At 70.9% G+C, this 21,500-nt stretch carries 19 protein-coding genes; 9 read left to right on the top strand and 10 right to left on the bottom strand.

All coding sequences use genetic code 11. The features are described from left to right. Positions 1-65: 65 nt before the first annotated feature. From ADK36_RS44620 to ADK36_RS44605, 4 genes are all read right to left on the bottom strand, one after another. Positions 66-1,040, bottom strand: a complete 975-nt coding sequence (locus tag ADK36_RS44620; protein WP_048586655.1) for an SMP-30/gluconolactonase/LRE family protein — start codon at positions 1,038-1,040, stop codon at positions 66-68. Between the two features lie 61 nt (positions 1,041-1,101). Continuing rightward, on the bottom strand, positions 1,102-1,389 hold the full coding sequence (locus tag ADK36_RS44615; RefSeq protein ID WP_048586654.1) for a helix-turn-helix domain-containing protein: 288 nt from the start codon (positions 1,387-1,389) through the stop codon (positions 1,102-1,104). A gap of 200 nt (positions 1,390-1,589) precedes the next feature. After that, positions 1,590-3,158 carry a glycoside hydrolase family 53 protein gene (locus ADK36_RS44610; RefSeq protein WP_048586653.1) on the bottom strand — a complete coding sequence of 523 codons (1,569 nt, stop codon included), beginning with the start codon at positions 3,156-3,158 and terminating at the stop codon, positions 1,590-1,592. A gap of 114 nt (positions 3,159-3,272) precedes the next feature. Further along, positions 3,273-5,294 (bottom strand): beta-galactosidase, encoded by a 2,022-nt coding sequence (locus ADK36_RS44605; protein ID WP_048586652.1) that lies wholly within the window; start codon positions 5,292-5,294, stop codon positions 3,273-3,275. A gap of 183 nt (positions 5,295-5,477) precedes the next feature. Between ADK36_RS44605 and ADK36_RS44600 the strand changes: the two genes are divergently transcribed. The 6 genes from ADK36_RS44600 (at position 5,478) to ADK36_RS44575 (ending at position 10,668) form a co-directional block, all read left to right on the top strand. After that, positions 5,478-6,806 carry an ABC transporter substrate-binding protein gene (locus ADK36_RS44600; protein WP_048586651.1) on the top strand — a complete coding sequence of 443 codons (1,329 nt, stop codon included), beginning with the start codon at positions 5,478-5,480 and terminating at the stop codon, positions 6,804-6,806. Then, the gene (locus tag ADK36_RS44595; RefSeq protein ID WP_199830378.1) at positions 6,803-7,789 is read left to right on the top strand and encodes a carbohydrate ABC transporter permease; all 987 of its coding nucleotides are present in this window, start codon (positions 6,803-6,805) and stop codon (positions 7,787-7,789) included. The genes ADK36_RS44600 and ADK36_RS44595 overlap by 4 nt, the downstream gene beginning before the upstream one ends. Beyond that, positions 7,786-8,694, top strand: coding sequence for a carbohydrate ABC transporter permease (locus ADK36_RS44590; RefSeq protein WP_048586649.1), 909 nt, complete (start codon positions 7,786-7,788; stop codon positions 8,692-8,694). The genes ADK36_RS44595 and ADK36_RS44590 overlap by 4 nt, the downstream gene beginning before the upstream one ends. After that, positions 8,691-9,722 (top strand): LacI family DNA-binding transcriptional regulator, encoded by a 1,032-nt coding sequence (locus ADK36_RS44585; protein ID WP_048586648.1) that lies wholly within the window; start codon positions 8,691-8,693, stop codon positions 9,720-9,722. The genes ADK36_RS44590 and ADK36_RS44585 overlap by 4 nt, the downstream gene beginning before the upstream one ends. A gap of 115 nt (positions 9,723-9,837) precedes the next feature. Next, positions 9,838-10,188, top strand: coding sequence for a VOC family protein (locus ADK36_RS44580; protein WP_053201650.1), 351 nt, complete (start codon positions 9,838-9,840; stop codon positions 10,186-10,188). Positions 10,189-10,278: 90 nt separating this feature from the next. Next, the gene (locus ADK36_RS44575) at positions 10,279-10,668 is read left to right on the top strand and encodes a MarR family winged helix-turn-helix transcriptional regulator (protein ID WP_048586646.1); all 390 of its coding nucleotides are present in this window, start codon (positions 10,279-10,281) and stop codon (positions 10,666-10,668) included. A 10-nt stretch (positions 10,669-10,678) separates the two neighbouring features. On the opposite strand, the gene pqqB is transcribed toward ADK36_RS44575, so the two are convergent. Both pqqB and ADK36_RS44565 read right to left on the bottom strand, forming a co-directional pair. Then, positions 10,679-11,530, bottom strand: coding sequence for a pyrroloquinoline quinone biosynthesis protein PqqB (gene pqqB, locus ADK36_RS44570; protein WP_053201647.1), 852 nt, complete (start codon positions 11,528-11,530; stop codon positions 10,679-10,681). Between the two features lie 184 nt (positions 11,531-11,714). Further along, the gene (locus ADK36_RS44565; RefSeq protein ID WP_048586644.1) at positions 11,715-12,116 is read right to left on the bottom strand and encodes an SseB family protein; all 402 of its coding nucleotides are present in this window, start codon (positions 12,114-12,116) and stop codon (positions 11,715-11,717) included. A 192-nt stretch (positions 12,117-12,308) separates the two neighbouring features. Here ADK36_RS44565 and ADK36_RS44560 point away from each other — a divergent pair, with 192 nt between their 5' ends. Together ADK36_RS44560 and ADK36_RS44555 are read left to right on the top strand one after the other, a co-directional pair. Beyond that, positions 12,309-13,661 (top strand): phosphoribosyltransferase, encoded by a 1,353-nt coding sequence (locus ADK36_RS44560; protein WP_048586643.1) that lies wholly within the window; start codon positions 12,309-12,311, stop codon positions 13,659-13,661. Between the two features lie 421 nt (positions 13,662-14,082). Next, entirely contained in the window at positions 14,083-14,787 is a 705-nt protein-coding gene (locus ADK36_RS44555; protein ID WP_234330107.1) for a peptidoglycan-binding domain-containing protein, read from the top strand. A gap of 45 nt (positions 14,788-14,832) precedes the next feature. Here ADK36_RS44555 and ADK36_RS44550 read toward each other — a convergent pair whose 3' ends face one another. Beyond that, positions 14,833-15,528, bottom strand: coding sequence for a type 1 glutamine amidotransferase domain-containing protein (locus tag ADK36_RS44550; RefSeq protein ID WP_048586641.1), 696 nt, complete (start codon positions 15,526-15,528; stop codon positions 14,833-14,835). A gap of 81 nt (positions 15,529-15,609) precedes the next feature. On the opposite strand from ADK36_RS44550, the gene ADK36_RS44545 reads away from it, so the two are divergent. Next, positions 15,610-16,584, top strand: coding sequence for a LysR family transcriptional regulator (locus ADK36_RS44545; RefSeq protein ID WP_078916718.1), 975 nt, complete (start codon positions 15,610-15,612; stop codon positions 16,582-16,584). Between the two features lie 186 nt (positions 16,585-16,770). On the opposite strand, the gene ADK36_RS44540 is transcribed toward ADK36_RS44545, so the two are convergent. From ADK36_RS44540 to ADK36_RS44530, 3 genes are all read right to left on the bottom strand, one after another. Then, positions 16,771-17,247, bottom strand: a complete 477-nt coding sequence (locus ADK36_RS44540; protein WP_048586640.1) for a (2Fe-2S)-binding protein — start codon at positions 17,245-17,247, stop codon at positions 16,771-16,773. A gap of 8 nt (positions 17,248-17,255) precedes the next feature. Next, positions 17,256-19,595, bottom strand: a complete 2,340-nt coding sequence (locus tag ADK36_RS44535; RefSeq protein WP_053201646.1) for a molybdopterin cofactor-binding domain-containing protein — start codon at positions 19,593-19,595, stop codon at positions 17,256-17,258. Positions 19,596-19,791: 196 nt separating this feature from the next. Further along, a partial coding sequence (locus ADK36_RS44530; RefSeq protein ID WP_053201642.1) for a collagenase occupies positions 19,792-21,500 on the bottom strand: 1,709 nt, incomplete at its 5' end.

Here is a 21,500-nt window from a genome sequence, read left to right as displayed (position 1 = left end):
TCCTGCCTGGCCGCCTCACCGCTCCTGGCGTGGTGATCGCGGCCGGTCAACAGCGTACGCCGGGCTCACTTGGGGACGGGCGCCTCGCACACCGCGACGCCCCGCTCCCACAGGCTGCCCAGGACCAGCCGGCCGCCGGTCTCGCACACGCTGGTGACCATGCGGAAGCCGGAGCGGCGGCGGGCCAGGTGGTGGACGACCTGACCGGTGTCGTCGACCGCGAGTACGCCGATCGTGCCCGTGGGGTGGAAGGGGGCGCGTACGGCGACGCGTGCGGCGGTGCGGCGGACGGCGGGGGCGGCGCGGTGGAGGAGGTCCAGCGGGGGTACGCGGGGGCCGGCCAGCGCCACCCAGATCGGGCCGTCCGGTGCGCCGCGCCAGAGGTTGTCCGGCATGCCCGGCAGGTTCTCGACGAAGGGCTCGCTCTGTCCGGCGCGCGGTCCGGTGAGCCAGTAGCGGGTGAGGCGGCACTCGCCCGTCTCGGCGACGACCAGGAAGGAGCCGTCGGCGCTCGGCGCGAGGCCGTTGGCGAACTGGAGGCCGTCCAGGAGGACTTCGGGGGTGTCGCCGCCGGGGGCGAGGCGCAGGAGGCGGCCGGTCGCCGCGTGTTCGACGAGGTCGCCGATCCAGTGGTCCAGGGGGTGGCGGCGGCTGCTGACGGTGAAGCAGACGCTGCCGTCGGGCAGGGCGACGACATTGCTGCAGAAGCGCAGCCGCTCCCCCGCCACCGAGTCGGCGAGGATGTCCACGGTGCCGTCGGTGAGGTCGACGCGGAGCAGTCCCCGTTCGGCGTCGCACACCAACAGGGCGTCGTCCGGGAGGAGTTCGAGGCCGAGGGGTCGGCCGCCGGTCTCGGCGAGTACCTCGACGCGGGGCTCGACGCGGGTCTCGGCGGGGTCGGTCAGGCCGTCGAGGCGCAGGATCCGGCCGTCCTCGACGCCGGTCAGCACGCGGCCGCGGGCATCGGCGACCACGTCCTCCGGGCCTCGGCCGCCGATCGCCACGTAGTGCTGCGGGACGAGAGTCCCCGGACGTTCCATGTGCGTCTGCCCTTCGCCGCCGTGATCCGCCAAGGCCGCCGTCGACCCCTTGCCTGCCTGCCTACCAGCCCTTCTCGAACATGCGGGCGACCTCGGCGATCCGCATGTCGTCGCGGCGGTAGTACAGGCGCCGCCGGATCCGCTTGGTGCGCAGCAGGCCGATGTCCACGAGGAGGCCGAGATGCGTCTCGGCGACCTTGCGCGGCACGCCGAGCTTCGCGGCCACGGCGTCCGCGGTGACGCCGTCCTCGGCCGGGTCGCCCTGCCGCTGGTCCGGGAAGTGCGCGACCGGATCCTTCAGCCATTCCAGGATGTCCAGGCGCCTTGCGCTGACGGGAGTCCTCAGCATCTCGTCCCCCCTCCATCGGGCCGCGTCGTAACGCGTCTTCCCACTGTCCCGCAACCGAATCCACCGCGTCCTGGACTCTTCGACCCTTGTCCGGTACCGAACGGCCGTACGACACAAGGCAGTTCGGCCAGGACGCGGCAGAGCCCGGTCGCAAGCGCGCGGCCGGGCCCTTCGTCACGGATTCAACGAGCTCAGCGGACTCACCGGTGGCTGAACCACGCCATCGACGAGAGCGCCTTGTCGTCGTAGCCGAACAGCGCCTGGTTCTCCCAGCCGTTGCCGGAGGAGGCGTCGGTCGGGTCCCAGCCGTTGCCGGAGACGGCGGTCCAGGTCGCCTCCCAGTAGAAGACGCCGAGGCCACGGCCGTTCGGGACGGCCTCCACGATGCTCGTCACGTCGTTCATCCAGCGGCGCTGCCCGGCCGTGTTCGCCGGGTAGCCGGAGACCAGTTCGCCGGTGGTGTTGATGATCTCCTCGTGCGAGTCCTCGCTGTCCAGCCGGAACGGGTAGGCCGTCTCGGCGACGAAGACCGGCTTGCCGTAGCGGGAGGCCGCGTCGTCCAGGGTCGTCTGGAAGTCGTAGAGCGAACCGTGCCAGTAGCCGTAGTACGACAGGCCGATCGCGTCGAACTTCACGCCGCCTGAGACCGCGCTGTCGAACCACCAGCGGGTGCCGGAGAGGTCACCGCCCTTGGCGAGGTGCAGGGCGACCGTGGTGGACGAGTTGACCGCCTTGACGGCGTCGTAGCCCGAGTTGAGCAGACCGGCGAGCTGCGACCAGTTGCTCGTGGAGCCCTCGTTCCACAGCATGCCGCCATTGATCTCATTGCCCACCTGGACCATGTCGGCCGTGGTGCCTTGACTCTTCAACGCGTTCAACACGTCGTACGTGTGGTTGTACACGTCGGTCTTGAGTTGACTGTACGAGTGCCCGGCCCAGGCGGACGGCTTGCTCTGGGCGCCCGGGTCGGCCCAGGTGTCCGAGTAGTGGAAGTCGACCAGCAGCTTCATGCCGGACGCCTTGACGCGCTTGGCCATGGCGAGGACGCGCGTCTTGTTGTTGTAGCCGTCGGCCGGATTGGCCCAGACCTTCAGGCGGGCGTAGTTCATGCCGGCGTTCTTCAGGATGGTGACCGCGTCGCCGGTCGTGCCGGAGCTGTTCTTGTAGACGCCGCCCTTCGCCTCGCTCTTGGCGAGGGAGGAGATGTCGGCACCGTGGATCGACGTGCCGCCCGTGCCGGAGGCGAAGGTCAGGTCGTCGACATTGATCCAGTTGCCCGCGTTGGCGTCACTGTTGATGCTGATGGTGCACTGGTTGTTGGTCACATTGACCGGCACGACAATACGGATCCAGCCGCTCGCCGAAACCGGAAGGTCGGTGCGCTGTTCCGCGCCGCCGCAGTTCTTCAGGGCTATGTACGCCGAGTTCTGGCCACCGCCTGAGCGGACCCAGGCGGTGAGCTTGTAGTTCCCGTTGGTCAGCCCGGACAGGTACTGGTATGTCTCCACCTTGTAGGCGGAGGACGCGTAGTGGGTCAGGCGGTAACTCCCGCCATGGCCACCGGACTCGGTGAACGAGGCCGAGTTCTGCCCGGCCGCCGAGTACGTGGACCAGCCGGCCGGTGTCGCGGTGCCGGTACCGTCCGACTCGAAGCCGGCGTTGGTGAGCGTGCTCGCCGCCGAGGCGGTCTGCGCGGGCAGGGCGGTGAGGGCGAGTCCGGCTGCGAGCGGCAGCAGCAGGGCTCGGAGGGTGCGTCTGGGATGGAACATCGTCGTCCGTCGTCCCTTCGACGTAAGGGTGGAGGTTGCGGGTGTCCCTCACCTGGGCGGTGAGGAGCCCCTCCGCCCGCGGCTCGTGGCACACGCGGGCGGAGGGGAGTCGGCTCAGCCGTGGAGTCGTACGACCCGGACGGCTCCCGCGGGGACCTCGATGCGGCCCACGGCGCGTTCGCCGGTCAGCAGCTCGGTACCGGGTGCCTCCAGCGGCACCTTGGCGTCCGACGCGGTGTGGTTGACGGCGAACAGGTAGCTGCCCGACTCGCCGGCGCGGCGCACCACCTCGACGTCACGGGGCAGGTCGACACGCGGGGCGACCTGCGCGTCCTCGATCGCCCAGCCCAGCAGCGCGTCGAGGCCCTCGGCGACCGGGCGCGTGGAGACGTACCAGGCGGTGCCCTCACCGAGGCGGTGCCGGGTGACGGCGGGGTGGCCGGCGGTCAGGCCGTCGGCGTACGTCCAGACGGTCTCGGCGCCGCGCGGGACGACGAACTCGGTCCACACGTCGCCGCTGAGCTCGGAGCCGTCCGGGCCGGTGATGCGTACCAGCTGGTCCTGGAGCAGCGGCGAGAACTCCTCGACCGTCAGGCCGAGGACGTCCCGCAGCGGCCCGGGGTACGCACCCTCGTGCACGGCGTCGTGCTCGTCGACGATGCCGGAGAAGTACGACACGACGAGGGTGCCGCCGTTCTCGACGTACCGGCGCAGATTGCGGCCGGCCGTCTCCGTCATCAGGTACAGCGCGGGCACGACGACAAGGGGATAAGCCGACAAGTCGGCTTCCGGGTGGGCGAAGTCGACCGTGAGGTGGCGGTCGTAGAGCACCTCGTAGAAGGCGTCGGCGCGCTCGCGCGGGTCGTGGTCCTCGCTGGGGCGCCAGTCGAGGTTCTGCGCCCACCAGGAGTGCCAGTCCCACAGCATCGCCACGTCGGCCTGTGTGCGGGTACCGCGGACCGTGCTCAACGAGTCGAGGGCGGCGCCGAGTTCGACGACCTCGCGCCACACGCGCGTGTCGGTGCCGCCGTGCGGGAGCATCGCCGAGTGGAACTTCTCGGCGCCGCGCCGGGACTGCCGCCACTGGAAGAACATGGCGCCCTCGGAGCCGCGCGCCACATGGGCGAGGGAGTTGCGGGCCATCTGGCCGGGGGCCTTGGCCGGGTTGCGGGCCTGCCAGTTGACGCCCGAGGTGGAGTGCTCAAGCAGGATCCAGGGGGCTCCCCCGGCCACCGAGCGGGTGAGGTCGGCGGCCATCGCCAGGTTGACGTGGGTGCGGCGGCCGTCGGTGATCAGGTAGTGGTCGTTGGTGACGATGTCGACCTCACGGCCCCAGGCCCAGTAGTCGACGGAGTCGCACTGACTGAGGGCCGTCATGAAGTTGGTCGTGACCGGGACGCCCGGCGAAAGGCGGTGCAGGATGTCCCGTTCCATCACGAAGTTCTCGCGCATGGTGGCGTCGGCGAACCGCTTGTAGTCGAGGGCCTGGGCCGGGTTGACGGCCGTCGGGGTCGCGCGCGGCGGGTTGATCTGCTCGAAGTCGGCGTAGCGCTGGCCCCAGAATGCCGTGCCCCATGCCTCGTTGACCGCGTCGACCGTCTCGTACGTCGACTCCAGCCAGCGGCAGAAGTGCGCGGCGCAGGAGTCGCAGTAGCAGGCGGAGACGGGGACGCCGTACTCGTTGTGCACGTGCCACATCGCGAGCGCCGGGTGGTCGCCGTAGCGCTCGGCGAGCTTCGTGCTGATGCTTGCGGCGGCCGCGCGGTAGTCGGCGTTGCTGTGGCAGATGGCGGCGCGCGAGCCGAACTCGTAGCGCACCCCCTCCGGCGTGACGGGCAGGGCCTCGGGGTGGGCGCGGTAGAACCAGGCCGGCGGGCAGACGGTGGGCGTTCCCAGGTCGACGCGGATGCCGTACTCGTGCAGCAGGTCGAACAGCCGGTCCAGCCAGCCGAAGTCGTACGCCCCGGGTGAGGGCTCCAGCAGGGCCCAGGAGAAGATCCCGACACTCACCATCGTGACGCCGGCCTCACGCATCAGCCGGACGTCCTCCTGCCAGACGTTTTCCGGCCACTGCTCGGGGTTGTAGTCCCCACCGAAGGCGAGCCTGGTGAGGCCCCTGGGGGTGGTCTCCGGCATGGATCTCTCCCGTTTAATCGATCATTTGGGAACGTGCACACACCGGATCGGCGGTGTGAGCCCAACATAACCGCACAGCAACAACCATTGACAAGTGTCCGGGATGTTTCTCTACTGTGAACGCTCACAGAAGCATGGCAGGTCTTCGCACCAGGCGGAGACCCCAGGTCAGGGGAGAGATCCATGCCCAACACGAAGCGCCGGCGACTCTTTGTCAGAAGTGCAGCCACGTCCGTCGCCGTCGCCCTCGGCGCCACCGCCCTCGCCGCCTGCGGCTCCGAAGACGCCGGGGAGGACGCGTCGGGGCCGGTGTCGCTGACGTACTGGACCTGGACGCCCGGCATGGACAAGGTCGTCGACCTGTGGAACAAGGGCCCGGGCAAGAAGGACCAGATCACGGTCACGGTGAAGAAGCAGGCGTCCGGCGACACGCTGGTCACCAAGATCCTCACCGCGCACAAGGCAGGCAAGGCGCCGGACCTGGTCCAGGCCGAGTACCAGGCGCTGCCCACGCTGGTCAGCAATGACGCGGTCGCGGACATAGCGAGCGAGGTCGGCGACGCGAAGGACAAGTTCGCCGAGGGTGTGTGGCAGCAGACGACGCTGGGCACGGACGCGGTCTACGCGGTCCCGCAGGACATCGGGCCGATGATGTTCTACTACCGCGAGGACCTCTTCAAGCAGTACGACCTGAAGGTCCCGGCCACCTGGGAGGAGTTCGCCGAGACCGCCCGCGCGCTGAAGAAGAAGGCCCCGGACAAGGACCTGACCACCTTCTCCGCCAACGATTCCGGCCTCTTCGCGGGCCTGGCCCAGCAGGCCGGCGCCAAGTGGTGGACGACCTCCGGCGACAAGTGGAAGGTCGGCATCGACGACGCCGCCTCCCAGAAGGTCGCGGGGTTCTGGGGCGACCTCGTCAAGGAGGGCGCGATCGACGACCAGCCGATGTACACGCCGTCCTGGAACAAGGCACTCAACACGGGCAAGCAGATCGCCTGGGTCAGCGCCGTGTGGGCCCCGGGCACCCTGACCACGGCCGCGCCCGACACCAAGGGCAAGTGGGCCATGGCCCCGCTCCCCCAGTGGTCGCAGTCGGAGAACGTCACCGGCAGCTGGGGCGGCTCCTCCACCGCCGTCACCACCGACTCCAAGAACAAGGCGGCCGCCGCCAAGTTCGCCGCCTGGCTGAACACCGACGGCGACGCGCTCAACGCGCTGGCCAAGGAGAGCGGCATCTACCCGGCCTCCACGTCGGCCCAGCTCAGCGGCGCCTTCACCACACCGCCGGACTACTTCTCCAACCAGCCCGACTTCTACGCGAAGGCCGCCGAGATCGCCGAGTCCACGGCTCCGTCGGCCTGGGGCCCGAACGTGAACGTCGCCTACACGACCTTCAAGGACGCCTTCGGCAAGGCCACCAAGGACAAGTCGGACTTCGCCGCCGCCCTGAAGACCATGCAGGACGACACGGTCGCCGACCTCGAGAAGCAGGGCTTCGAGGTCGCCGAGTGACCAGCACAAGCCGGAGGGCGTACGGGGTGAAGGGGGCCCCGTACGCCCACCCGTCTCCCACCACCACCCTCAAACGAGCGCGAAGCGCCCCCTACTTCTTCCTCCTCCCCGCGACGATCCTCTTCGCGCTGTTCTTCGCCCTGCCCATCGGGTACGCGGTCTGGCTCAGCCTCCACAAGGTGAAGGTCTCCGGGCTCGGCCTGGGCGCCGGCGCCCGCAAGGAGGTCTGGGCCGGGCTGGAGAACTACACCGACGCCCTCACCGACAGCGAACTGGTCGACGGCGCACTGCGCGTGCTCGGCTACGGCTGCATCGTGGTGCCGGTGATGCTCGGGCTCGCCCTCCTCTTCGCCCTGATGCTCGACTCCGACAAGGTGCGGCTCGCGCCCTTCACCCGGCTCGCGATCTTCCTGCCGTACGCCATCCCCGGCGTCGTGGCCGCGCTGCTGTGGGGCTTCCTGTACCTGCCGGACGTCAGCCCGTTCTACTACGTGCTCGAGAAGCTGGGCATGCCGCAGCCCGACCTGCTGGACGGCGGGCCGCTGTACCTCGCCCTCTCCAACATCGCGGTCTGGGGCGGCACCGGCTTCAACATGATCGTCATCTACACCTCGCTGCAGGCGATCCCGGCCGAGGTGTACGAGGCGGCCAGGCTGGACGGCGCCACGCCGCTGCAGATCGCGCTGCGGATCAAGATCCCGATGGTGGCGCCCTCCCTGGTGCTGACCTTCTTCTTCTCGATCATCGCCACCCTCCAGGTCTTCAGCGAGCCGACCACCCTCAAGCCGCTCACCAACTCCGTGTCCACCACCTGGAGTCCGTTGATGAAGGTGTACCAGGACGCCTTCGGCAAGGGCGACATCTACGCGGCGGCCGCGCAGGCCACGATCATCGCCCTCGCGACACTGCTGCTCTCTTTCGGCTTCCTGCGGGCCGCGAACCGTCGGAACAAGCGGGACGTCAGTCAAGGAGGAGTGCGATGAGTTCCCTTGCCATCGGCAAGGCCGACACAGCCGCCGGCACCACACCCGGCACCGCGCAGAGCCGTCCTCCGCTGCGCCGCCGGATCGCGCTGATCCCGACGGTCACGCTGCTGCTCGGCGCGCTCTACTGCCTGCTGCCCGTGGCGTGGGTGGTGATCGCGGCGACCAAGTCCGGCAGTGAGCTGTTCTCCACGTTCACCTTCCTGCCGGGCACGGGCTTCGCGGACAACTTCTCGGACCTGAGCGCCTACCGCGACGGCGTGTACTGGGAGTGGATGGGCAACTCCGCCCTGTACGCCGGCCTCGGCGCGCTGCTGTCGACGGTCGTCTCGGCACTCAGCGGCTACGCGCTGGCGATCTACCGCTTCCGCGGCCGCGAGACGATCTTCAACGTGCTGCTGGCGGGTGTGCTGATGCCGCCGGTCATCCTCGCCATCCCGCAGTACCTGCTGCTGGCGAAGGTCGACCTCACAGACTCGTACCTGGGCGTGCTGCTGCCGCAACTCCTCTCACCGTACGGCGTCTACCTCTCGCGGATCTACGCGGCCGCCGCGGTCCCCGCCGACGTGGTGGAGGCCGGGCGGATGGACGGGGCAGGCGAGTGGCGGCTCTTCACCCGGGTCGCGCTGCCGATGATGGTGCCCGGCATGGTGACGGTGTTCCTGTTCCAGTTCGTGGCGATCTGGAACAACTTCCTGCTGCCGTACATCATGCTCAGCGACGACGAGAAGTTCCCGATCACGCTGGGCCTGTTCACGCTCCTCGAACAGGGCGCCAACACGCCCGCGCTGTACACGCTGGTGATCACCGGCGCCTTCCTCGCGGTCATTCCGCTGGTGGCGCTCTTCCTGGTCGTCCAGCGGTTCTGGAGCCTGGATCTGCTCTCCGGAGCCGTAAAGTCATGACCATGAGCAACACGGGGGGCCGACGCAAACCGCCGACGATCCACGACGTGGCGCGCGAGGCCGGAGTCTCACGGGGCACGGTGTCACGGGTGCTCAACGGCGGGCACTACGTCAGCCCGACCGCCCAGGAGGCGGTCAACGCGGCGATCCGCAAGACGGGTTACGTCGTCAACCGGCACGCCCGCTCGCTGATCACGGGGCGTTCGGACTCGATCGGCTTCCTGCTGACCGAGCCGCAGGAGCGGTTCTTCGAGGACCCCAACTTCAACGTCCTGCTCAGCGGCTGCACGCAGGCGCTCGCGGCGCACGACATCCCGCTGCTGCTGATGCTGGCGGGCACACCGGACGAACGGCGACGCATCACGCGGTACATCACGGCGGGTCACGTCGACGGGGTGCTGCTGGTGTCCAGCCACTCCGGGGACCCGGTGGCCGACGAACTGCGCGAGGCGGGCGTGCCCCTCGTCCAGTGCGGCAAGCCCATGGGGCTCGGCTCCAAGGTGAGCTACGTGGCGGCGGACGACCGGGACGGCGCCCGTGACATGGTGCGCCACCTGCTGTCACTGGGCCGGCGCCGGATCGGCGTGGTGAGCGGCCCGCTGGACACCCCGGGCGGCGTCGATCGCCTCGCCGGATACAAGGAGGTGCTCACGGAAGCGGGCGTCGAGATCGACGAGCGGCTCATCGTCTCCGGCGACTACAGCCGGGCCAGCGGCGAGGCGGGCACCGAGCGGCTGCTGGCGCAGGCCCCGGACATGGACGCCTTGTTCGTGGCCTCCGACCTGATGGCACAGGGCGCCCTGACGGCGCTGCACCGGTCGGGCCGCCGGGTGCCCGAGGACGTGTCCGTGGGCGGCTTCGACGACTCCAGCGCGGCGACGGAGGCCACCCCCGCCCTCACCACGGTGCGCCAGCCCTACGACCGCATCAGCGCCGAGATGGTGCGGTTGCTGCTCGCGCAGATCGGCGGTGAGGACCCGGCGGCGGTGATCCTGCCGACGGAACTGGTGAAGCGGGAGTCGACGTAATGGCGTGAGCGGTGGGCGACCGGTCAGGAATCGAGAAGCCGCCCACCGCTCCCCCGCCCTAGCGTGAAACCACCGACGAAAACCGTCGGCACACACTTCACGTCAGGAGTACGCCATGACCGCCGGAGTCAACACGATCATCTACCCTGTCAAGGACCTCGACGGGACGAAGGCCCTGTTCAGGGCCCTGCTGGGCACGGAACCGTATGCGGACGAGCCGTACTACGTCGGTTTCAAGGACGCCGGGCAGGACGTCGGCCTGGACCCCAACGGCCATGCGAAGGGGATGACCGGCCCGGTCCCCTACTGGCATGTCGACGACATCAGGACCACCCTCGCGGCCCTGCTGGAGGCGGGCGCCGAGACGCTTCAGGACGTCCACGACGTCGGTGGCGGCAGGCTCATCGCCTCCGTGAAGGACGCCGACGGCAATCTCCTGGGGCTGCTCCAGGACCCGACCGGCTGAGACGCGGCGCTTCCCTCGCCCGGCCAAGTTCTTGCGCACGCACTATTTGCACAGTCAATAAATGGCCGGATCGGTGCTACCGTGCCTGGTATGGCAGTGAAGACGGCCGCCACCGGGCTCGAGGACCGGTGGCGGGACATCCTCTCCGTGCACGCCCGCACGATGTGCGAGATCGACCGTGTACTGCACCCGCACGGCCTCGGCGCAAGCGACTTCGAGGTGCTCGACATCCTCGCGGCGGCGACGCCCGAGGAGGGCGGGCAGTGCCGGGTGCAGAACCTGGTCGGACGGGTCCATCTCAGCCAGAGCGCCCTGTCCCGCCTCATCGGGCGACTTGAGAAGGACGGCCTGGTGGAGCGTTCCGTCTGCGCGGAGGACCGGCGCGGCGTCTACGTCACCCTCACCCGCAAGGGCCGTGATCTGCACGCGGAGGTCCTGCCGCTGCAACGCGACGTGCTGGCCCGGATGCTGAGCGGCTGACGTCGGGCGGCTACAACACGAACTCCGCCCCGTCCGGCAGCACTTCGACGCCCGCCTCGGCCACCCTTGCGCAGGCCGCCGAGGCGGGGTCGAGCAGCGGGTTCGTGTCGGCCAGGTGGGTGTAGATCCGGCGGGCGTGCGGATGCCGGGCCAGGGCGGCGAGGCTGCCGACCACCCCTGAGACGGGCAGATGGCGGCCGGCTCGTGCCACCTCGTTCGTGTCGAAGTGCGTGCCGTCCAGGACGACGCAGTCCGCCGTCTCGATCAGGTCGTCCAGCGCCGGGGTCCAGGCGCTCACACGGGGCGCGTACACCAGGACACCGCCGGTGGCCAGGTCCTCGATGCGGTACGCCGTGACCCAGCGGTCGTCCGACGGCCGGGCCGGTACGTACGCCGGCGGCTCACCCGCCAGGGGGTGCGCCGTGACGACCAGCCCGCCGGCCAGCACGAATCCGCCCTCCGCAAGGCTGTCCGCCCACTCCCACGGGGCGTGGCGGTGGAGGGCCACCCGCGCCGGGGTCAGGGCGGTGAGCACCGGTGGGGTGGCATAGGTCTTCAGTCCCGCCGTCTCGCGCAGCACGGCCAGGCCGGCCACGTGATCGGCCTCGGGGTCGGTCAGCAGGACGCCCCGTACCGGAGCGTGCCGGGGGCGGGGCCACAACGCGGGGGCCGCGGTGAGCTGGGCGCGGATGTCCGGCGAGGTGTTCAGCAGCCACCAGTCGCGGGAGTTGCCGGTGACCGCCGCGCATTCCGGGCCGCGGGCGGGCAGCTTGCCCTCACGGGCGGCGGCGCACCGCACGCAGGCACAGTGCCACCGTGGGAGGCCGCCTCCGGCGGCGGTACCGAGCAGGACGACCCTCAAGACGACTCCCCACCCCTTCGCGCTCGGCCCTCCCGGCGGAATCCCTCCGCGTGGGATCTTCCCGCTCCGTGGGTCCGAAGCACCCTGCGGCAGGGAGCAGTTCCGGACGTCCTGAAGGGGATGAGCGGCGGCACCGGTGCCGCCGCTCATCCCCTTCAGGTCGTCCGTCGCGCGGTCGGCCGCGCTAGGGCCGGGCCAGCAGGGTCCGCACGCCCTCCGACGTCAGCGTCAGCGGGTGTGAGGAGCCGGCGTCTATGGTCAGCGCCAGGTCATCGGCCGGCCACTGCGAGGCGAGTGCGCCCAGCGGAACCAGACGGTAGCGGGAGACGAAGGGCAGCAGCTCGGCCATCGCGGGCTCGGAGGTGAAGACCGGGACGACCGGCTCGCCGCCCGGCCGCTCGATGACCGGCAGGGCCACGGCGGCGGGGTCGGTGGCGTCCTGTTCGTTGGCGTCGTCGGGCACGGGGACGAGGACGTCGCTGCTCGCGAGCGTGTCCATCGCGACCCTGTCCTCGGTGTTGTCGGCCAGCGCGTCCAGCGCACGGCGGGCCGGTGTGGCGGTGTTGTCGTTCGCTGGTGTCTTCATGACAGATCCCCTGGTAGCGGCGTTCGTGCGGGCCGCACAGGGCGTACTCCTCCCCGGTGCGGTTCTGCTCGCGTACCCGATCCGGAGTGGAGCATTCCTACGACCGGCGAGAGCCCTCAGGGGATCAACGGAACCGTCGTAGCCTGAAGAGGTAGGGACAGGCTCCCGCCCGTATGGGCGCGGGAGGCGGCGATGCGATACGACGACCGCAGGGCGGCCGGGCGGATGCTGGCCGAGGGGCTGGCGGAGCTGCGCGGCCGGGATGTGGTGGTGCTGGGGCTGCCGCGGGGTGGGGTGCCCGTGGCGACCGAGGTGGCGCGATGGCTCGGCGCCCCGCTGGATGTACTGGTGGTGCGCAAGCTGGGTGTGCCCCGGCAGCCGGAGTGGGGTTTCGGGGCGATCGGCGAGCACGGAGTCCGTGTCCTCAACCGGGACGTGATCGCCGAGGCCGCGCTCGACACGGCGGAGCAGGAGTCCGTCGAGGCGGCCGAGCGGGCCGAGCTGGAACGGCGTGTGCGGAGTTACCGGCAGGGGCGGCCCGCGCTGCCGGTCGGCGGGCGTACCGCGGTCGTGGTGGACGACGGGCTGGCCACGGGCGCCACCGCCGAGGCGGCCTGTCGGGTCGTACGGGGACAGGGGGCGGCCCGGGTGGTGCTCGCGGTGCCTGTCGGACCGGAGCACAGCGTCGCCCGGCTGCGAGGGGTGGCGGACGAGGTCGTGTGCCCGCAGACACCGCAGGTGCTCGGCTCGGTGGGGGCCTGGTACCGGAACTTCGCGCAGACCTCGGACGCCGAGGTCACGTCGCTGCTCGCAGCGGCAGCCCGCCCGGCGCAGGGCGCTCCCGCCGGGGCGGGGCCGTCGAACCGCGAGGTGCGGATCCCGGCCGCCGGAGCCCGGCTGGGCGCCCGCCTGGTGGTGCCGGACGAGGCGGCGGCCGCGGTGGCGTTCGCGCACGGCAGTGGCAGCGGCCGGCACAGTCCGCGCAACCAGTACGTCGCCGACGCCCTCAACCGCGCGGGCCTGGCCACTCTGCTGCTCGACCTGCTCACCGACGACGAGGCGCACGAACGGCACAACGTCTTCGACATCTTCCTGCTCGCCCGGCGGCTGCACGCCGCGTCCGTGTGGCTGCGCGGTGAAACCGGCCTGCCCGTCGCCTACTTCGGGGCCAGTACCGGAGCAGCCGCCGCGCTGGAGGCGGCCGCGCTGTCCGGCTCCGAGGTCCGTTCGGTCGTCTCCCGCGGCGGCCGGCCGGACCTGGCGACTCCGGCGGCGCTGACCCGCCTTCGCGCCCCGACCCTTCTCATCGTCGGCAGCCGCGACACCCAGGTGCTCAGTCTCAACCGCCTCGCCGCCGACCGGATGCACTGCGAGCACCGGATCGCCGTGGTGCCGGGCGCCACCCACCTCTTCGAGGAACCCGGGACCCTCACCACCGTCGCCGAACTGGCCCGCGACTGGTTCACCGCCCACGTCGGCCGACCCACCACGGGTACGCCGGGCACACCAGGAACCTCGGGTGCACCGCCACGCCGTTCGGCGTGAGCGACACCCCCGAACGAGCTCTCGCGTGCCTGTTTCCGGACGCTTCGGAGGCCCTGGTTCCGCCAACATCCGGGGCCATGGAGATTATGTGCAGAACATATGCCTAAACTCTGCCTCCTGCACGGAGAGGGACCCCTACGTGAGTCAACCGAACGGCCCCGTCTGCCCGGAGTGCGGTACGCCCCGGGCTGCGGACGGAACTCCCGCCTGCTCCTGCGCCCGCCGCGCTTCCGAGGCCCACCGCGACACACGCACGGCGCAGGCGGCGGCCGCGGAGGACTTCGATCCGGTACGGATACGCCCGTTCGTGGAGCTCGGTGACGAGACCGGGACGTCCGGGACCGCCGGGACCGATGGAACGGCTGGAACGGCTGGATCGACCAGGGCTGGAGGTGCCGAAGTCCCGCAGGAACCAGGGGACTTGAAGGACACGGAGGACGATGCCGCGCCCACGCCCCCGTCCACACCCGCGCCCCCGCCCACGGGAGTGACGGTGCGCGGCGAGGCGCCGCTCCTCGACGCGGAAGTCCGGCGAAGCCCCCGGCGCGGACATCGCACCCTCCTCATCACCGGGGCGGGCGCCGCTCTGGCCGTCCTGCTGACGGGTGCCTACTTGGGTGGCCTGTACCGGTACGACAGCCCCGCACGAGACGATTCCGTCACCGACGACGTCCGGGCGCCCGTCCCGGACGGCCCCACGGAGGCCGGCACCTCCCCGGAGGGCCAGTCCGCCGGTACGGCCTCCGCGTCACCGTCGCCGAGCCCTACGTCATCGCCCAGCGCACCCCCGACCGACAGCAGCACAGCGCCGACCGACTCCCCCACCACCCCGACCACGGCCCCCTCCAGCGCGAGCGCGACCACCAGCGCCGCCCCCGAGCCGACCGAGGCGGAAGGGCGGCCCCCGGTCCTCCGCCTCGGCGACCAGGGGCCGGAGGTCACCGAACTCCAGCTCCGGCTCCGCCAGATCGGCCACTACGGCGGAGACGTCGACGGCGACTACGACCGCGCGGTCGAGGGCGCGGTACGCACCTACCAGCTCACCCGAGTCATCCTCGACGACGAGTCCGGCGTCTACGGCACGGCGACCCGGGAGTCACTCGAATCCGAGACCTCGGAGCCGTGAGTTCGCGGCCCCTCCGTGGTCGTCGAGCCGGTCGGCGCCGCTGCCTCATCCCAGCCTCTTCAGCAGTTCCGCGGCGAGCGGGGCGGCGGAGGCGGGGTTCTGGCCGGTGACCAGGTTGCGGTCGACGACCACCTTCGGGGCCCACGGCTCGCCGACCTGGACCTGCACACCGGCCTCGGTGAGCCGGTCCTCCAGCAGCCACTTGGCCTTGTCGGCGAGGCCTCCCTGTGTCTCCTCGGCGTTCGTGAACGCGGACACCCGGTAGCCGGCGAAGGTGTTGGTGCCGTCGGCCTTGGTGGCGGCGAGCAGTGCGGCGGGGGCGTGGCAGACGACGCCGAGCGGCCTGCCGGACTCCAGGGCGAGGGTCAGCAGCCGGCCGGAGTCGGCGTTGACGGCCAGGTCCTCCATCGGTCCGTGCCCGCCGGGGTAGAACACGGCGGCGTAGTCGTCGAGGTTCACGTCCTCCACGCGGAGCGGCTCCCGCAGCTCCGTCATAGCGGCGAGTACCGCGGCGACCCGGTCGGCGTTCTCCTGACCGCCGTTGTACTCGGCCGCGAGGCTGCCCTGGTCGACGGGCGGTACGACGCCGCCCGGCGTGGCCACGACGACCTCGTGACCGGCGGCCTTGAACGCCTCGTACGGGGCGACCGCCTCCTCGGCCCAGAAGCCGGTGGGGTGCTTGGTGCCGTCGGCCAGTGTCCAGTGGTCGGCGCCGGTCATCACGAACAGGATCTTCGACATGGGGTGCTCTTTCACGAGGTGGGGTTCCGGTACCCCGACCGTACGCACGCTCTGCCATAGGAATCCAATAGGCTCACGCATATGAGACATAGGGATTCCGATGGGGAGGCGGAGGGGGCCCGGGCGGGGAAGGCTCCGTTCGGCGGTGCGGCGGACGTCGACCTGAACCTGTTGCGCACGTTCCTCGCCGTCTACCGCACCGGCTCCTTCACCGCCGCCGCCCGCCTGCTGGGCCTGTCCCAGCCTACGGTCACCACACAGATCCGCACGCTGGAGCGGCAGCTGGACCGGGAGCTGTTCCAGCGGCTGGCGCGCGGCGTCGCCCCGGCTCCCTACGCGGACGAACTCGCCTCCCGGATCGTCGAGCCGCTGGACGCCCTCGCCACCGTGACGGGGCCGGGCGGCTCCGCGGACGTGCACCCGGCGGAGCCGGTGCATCTCGCCGGGCCGGCCGAGTTGCTCACCCACCGCGTGATGCCGGCCCTCGCGCCGCTGGTCGACAGGGGCGTACGGCTGCGCATCACGCCCGGCCTGACCGAACCGCTCCTGGAGGAGCTGCGGGCGGGCCGCTACGACCTGGTGATCGCGACCTACCGGCCGCGTGGTCGTGCCCTGACCTCGGTGGTGCTGACGGACGAGGAGTTCGTGCTGGTCTCGGCTCCCTCCTGGGCGGAGCGCGTCGGCGGACCGGCGCGGATCGCCGCCGACGGGCCCGCCGCGCTGCACGGCGTGCCGCTGGTCGCCTACGCCGAGGACGTGCCGATCGTGCGCCGTTACTGGCGTCATGTCTTCGGCAAGCGTCTGGTCTGCCACCCGGCGGTCACCATGCCCGACCTCAACGCGGTCAAGGCGGCCGTGGCGGGCGGAACGGGGTTCAGCGTGCTCCCTCGCTACCTGTGCGCCGCCGAGCTGACCTCGGGCTCACTGGTCCTGCTGCACGACCCGGACGATCCGCCCATCAACACCGGCTTCCTCGTCCAGCGCCCGGGCTCGTCCGGCAACCCGCATGTCGCCCTGGTCCGCGACCACCTGCTGGCAACCGTCCGCGCCGGGTAGCCCCCGGCCGCTCAGCCGCCGTTGGGCCGCAGCGCATGCGTGCGCAGTTAGCGCGAGACGGGCACAACGACCTGGCCACGCGGCTCGTCCTGAACGCCCTGGACCCGGCCCACGCCCAGCGTCCCACCTGCCGACGGGCACGCCCCCGTGGCCGGGCGGAGCACCCCGCGCGGCCACGGGGCGCGTTCAGTACTTCTTCGCACCCGCCACGATCGCCTCGCGGATGCGGTGGTACGTCCCGCAGCGGCAGACGTTGCGGATCTCGTCGAGGTCGGCCTCGGTGATGTCGCGGCCCTCCTCGCGGGCCCGGCGGACCTTGGCGACGGCGGTCATGATCTGGCCGGGCTGGCAGTAGCCGCACTGGGCGACGTCGTACTCCAGCCAGGCCTCCTGCATGGGGTGGAGCTCCTTGCCGACCGTGGCGGGCAGGCCCTCGATGGTGGTGACCTCGTCGGTGGGGCGCAGGTCCTTCACCGGGACCGAACAGGGGTTGAACGCCTTGCCGTTGATGTGGCTCGTGCAGGCCTGGCACACGCCGAGGCCGCACCCGTACTTGGGACCGGTGACGCCCAGGACGTCCCGCAGCACCCACAGCAGCCGTACGTCGTCCTCGATGTCCACGGTCACGGACTCGCCGTTCAGGATGAAGGTGTGTTCGGGCACGGTGGCTCCTAGAAGGCGCGGCTCAGGCCGTCGGTGGGGGACGCGGGGATCGGCGGGCTGGTGGGCAGCGGCTCGAAGCCGAGCGGTTCTCCGTGGTTGAGGGGGAACGTCGTCGGCATCCTGCCCGTCGCGCGACCGTAGGCGCAGGCCACGGCCGCCATCGCACCCGCCACGGCCAACTCCCCCGCACCGCCGGGGGTTTCGGCGGTCGGCGGCATGACGATGATCTCCAGCTCGGGCGGGGTGTTCCACTGGCGGGTGTAGAAGTAGTTGTCCCAACTGCCCTCCAGGAAGTGCCCGCCCGCGAGGTGCAGCCCGGAGCTGAGGGTGATCGCGATGCCGTCCATAATGCCGCCCATCATCTGGGCCTGAAGGCCGCGCGGGTTCACCGCCAGCCCCACGTCCACGGCGCACACGACCTTCGTCACGCGCGGGCCCGTGTACGCGTCGGGGATCTCGCGTCCGGTCGTCTCCGGGCGGCAGTCGATCTCGGCGAGGACCGCGACGTACGCGTGGTATTCGGGGTGGAGCGCGATGCCCTGCGCCGTGCCGGCCGGCATGGCGCGGCCCCACTCCCCCGCCTCGGCGACCTTGTCGAGCACGGCCCGTGCCCGCTCCTCCTTGAGGAAGGAGCGGCGGAACCGGTAGGGGTCCTTGCCCATGCGCCTGGCCAGCTCGTCCACCACCAGCTCCTGCGCGCAGCGCACGTTGGGCGAGTAGATGTTGCGCATGGAGCCGGTGTTGAAGCGCTTGTCGGTCTCGCTGAGGAGCTGGGTCACGACGCCGAAGTCGTAGGGGGTCTGCTGGGTGAGCGTGAAGATCGTCTCGGAGAAGGTGAGGTCACCGACGGGCAGGCGGGCGGCCTCGGCGGTGATGATCTCGCCGACGCCATGGCCGAAGTCGGTGGCCACGGAGGTGTGGCGCTGGTCGTAGGTGAGCACCTGGCCGAGCGCGTGGGTGGCGCGCACCCTGGAGGTGGACATGGGGTGGGTGCGGCCCTGCCGGAAGTCGTCGGTCCGGTGCCACATCAGTTTGACGGGCTTGCCCATGGCCCGCGAGATCTCGGCCGCCTCCGCCGCGGCGTCGTGGAAGAGCTTGCGGCCGAAGGAGCCGCCGCCCTCCGTCACATGGACCTTGACCGCGGTCACCGGGAGACCGAGCTTGAGCGCGATCTCCTCCTGGGCGACGATCGGCGTCTTCAGGCTCGCCCAGATCTCGGCCGAGTCCTCGCGTACGTCGGCGACAGCGCAGTTGGTCTCCAGTGCGCTGTTGCTGGCGAAGTGGAACGTGAAGCGGGCGTCGACCGACCCGGTCAGCAAGTCGAGGGCGGGGAGAGGGAGTTCGGCCTTGCGGAGTTCGGCGCGAACCGTGTCGTCGGAGGCGTCCTCCGCCGTTCCCGGCCCCCAGGTGACCTCGAGCGCGCGTACCGCGTCGATGCACTGGCCGAAGGTACGACCGCGTACCGCGACGCCGGTCGGGACGCGTACGGCATCCGTGATGCCGGGCATGGCCCGCACCTCGTCCAGGTTCGCCACCGAGCGGACCGTGCCGTTGATCGTCGGGGGCCGGCACACCATCGTCGGCAGCGCGCCCGGGACGTGCACGTCCATGGCGAACCGTTTGCGGCCCGTGACGGCCTCCACCGCGTCGATGCGCCGCCGCGCGGTGCCTATGACCTTGAACTCGGAGGGCTCCTTGAGGGTGACGGAGACCTGGCCGGTGGCCACCGAGGCGGCCTTCTCGGCGAGTTCGCCGTAGCCGAGGCTCTGGCCGGTCACGGTCGAGGTGATGATCCCCGCCTTCGCGGTCAGGGTGTCGACGGCCTCCCCCAGTGCGAGCGCGGCGGCCCTCAGGAGGCGGCCCCGGGCCACGGCGGCGGCGACGCGGATCGGGGTGTAGGTGGAGATGGTGGTGTTCGAGCCGCCGGTGACCTGGTTGAACAGCAGCTCGGGCCGCGCGTCGGCGAGCGCGACCCGGATCTTCTCCAGCGGGAGGTCCAGTTCCTCGGCGATCAGCATGGCGCTGGAGGTGGTGATGCCCTGGCCCACCTCGGCGCGGGGCAGGGCGAAGGAGGCCGTGCCGTCGGCCTCGATCCGGATGGTGATCAGGTTCGCCGTGGGCAGCGCGGCGTGGGTGAGCATGTCGTTGAGGTCGTAGATCTCGGCCGGGCCGGGCACGGAGGGGACCGCCGCGGCCGCCTCGGTGGGTGCGAGGAGTGTCTCGCCCAGTGGGGCCGCCACGGTCAGGGTCGAGGCGGCCACCACGTATCCGAGGAACGTGCGCCGGCCGATGCCGTCCGCGGTGGCGCCCGCGCTGTCCGGCCGCTCCGGGCGGTGGTGAGCTCCCATCGGCTGTCCTCCCGACGACGTGCCGTGCCATGCGCCGATGCATGGCGGCTCCTGACTGTGCACGTCCCGCGTGCGTTCCGGAAGATCCCTGCGGTGCTTCGACACGCAACACCCACAAGCGCCTCACCTGGACACACGAGCCGCGACCGCCGACCGGGACACGGCCTGCCCGTCGACCCGCGCGCCGACGAGCTGATCAGCGTGCAGATACCGCAGACCGCTCTCGGCCGACGGCAGCGCAGGCACCGGCGGCGCACTCCGTCAGCCACCGGTCGAAGTCGGCGTCGTAGCGGGTGCCGATGTCGGAGGCGTAGACGGCGTGTCCGCCCGCGTAGTCACCGACGCGGAAGCGGGCGAGCATGCGGTGGACGTCGGCCGGGTGACGCTCGAACATGTAGCGCACGGCGAGGTAGCCCCACGGATAGGTGCGGGTCACGTCGCTGTTGGCGTAAGTGTTCTGGAACAGGGTGCTCAGCCGGTACGTGTGCTTGCCCGCCTCCGCGACGGCCTGCTCGTTGGTGATGCCGCGGTAGCCGTAGGAGACGTATTCGGCCACTCCCTCGATCCACCAGACGTCCGGCACCGAGGTCTGCTGGGCGAAGTCGCCCTTCATGTTGTGGCGGGCGTCGAGGTAGTGCGTGTACTCGTGGTTGAGGTTCCAGATCCGCGCGGCGTGCCCGTCGTCCCGGGGCTTCTGGTACATGACCGCGAACGGTTCGTTGGCGGGGTCCGCCGGGTCTCCGATCAGGGTCATGCCGCCGTTGTCCGTGCTGATGCCGAAGATCGCCCCGGCGTAGGTGCGGTAGTCGGCGCTGCCGGCGAAGACGACGAGGTCGATGGTCGACAGGTACTGGCCGGGTATGGGGCCGTCGTCCTTGACCAGGTCGTGGACGTACGCGTCCTGACCGAGCACGCTGGCGCAGGCCGCGTCCAGGTCGGCCGCGGTGAGCGCCTGGGCCCGGATGGTGTGGGTGGCGTCGCAGGAGTGGGTGATCGGCAGGGCGGCCCTGGTCAGTTGGCCGGCAAGGTCGCAGACGCCGTAGTACGAGCAGTTGGCGCTGTCGTAGTACTCGGCCTGGGTCGCCACCGCCACCCACAGGCCGGCCGTGGGACCGGTGATCCGGGACGCGTTCAGCAGTTCCCTGGTCAGGGGCCGCACGGTGGCCCGCAGCTCCGGGTGTTCGACATAACGGGCCAGGTTCATCCCGGCGTTGGACGCCAGGTACGCGCGGTCGGTGGCGAGCAGGTCGAGGTGGTCGAGCGCGAACCGGCGGAGGGTGCGGACGATGGAGGGGTCCGCGGCGACGGCGTCCACGTAGTCCGCGTTCCAGTTGCCGCGCCACAGCGGGGTGTAGACGGCGTTGACGGCCGCGAGCATGCTGGGGATGGCGTCGTAGGAGCGGTCGTAGCCGTTCAGCACCCGCCGGTAGACCTTGAGATAGCGGGCCTGCCGGTCGGCGCTGTCGGTGAGGATGACGACCTCGCTCAGCACGTCGCCGTTGGCCGCGGTGACGGCCCCGGAGGACGGGCGGGCGAAGAAGGCGTCCAGGCCCCGGGTGGTGGTGCGGGCCAGGCGGGTGCCGTAGGGGCCGGTGTCGGTGGGGTTGTTGAACTGCACGTAGTAGCCGGCGCGCAGGAACAGGACGAGCTGCTGGATGCGGGCCGAGTTGTCGCCGCGATACCGCTGGGCCGCGCGCGTGAACTCCTCGGCGATCGTGACCATTTGGGCCTCGCGGAAGACGGCGCGGGCGTCCGTGCCGGTGACCGCGAAGAGGGTGTTGACGCAGTCCGTGGTCGAGTCCTTGACGAAGGCCACGAGCGCGGCTCCGGTTCGGCTGCCGAAGTCGGCCGGGCTGCACGGGGCCGCCTTCGGGACGGCCTGCGCACCGGGGCGGGCGGGTCGGG

Source organism: Streptomyces viridochromogenes (assembly GCF_001270495.1).
Taxonomy (GTDB): domain Bacteria; phylum Actinomycetota; class Actinomycetes; order Streptomycetales; family Streptomycetaceae; genus Streptomyces; species Streptomyces viridochromogenes_A.
This window is presented reverse-complemented; position numbering and strand designations above follow the sequence as displayed.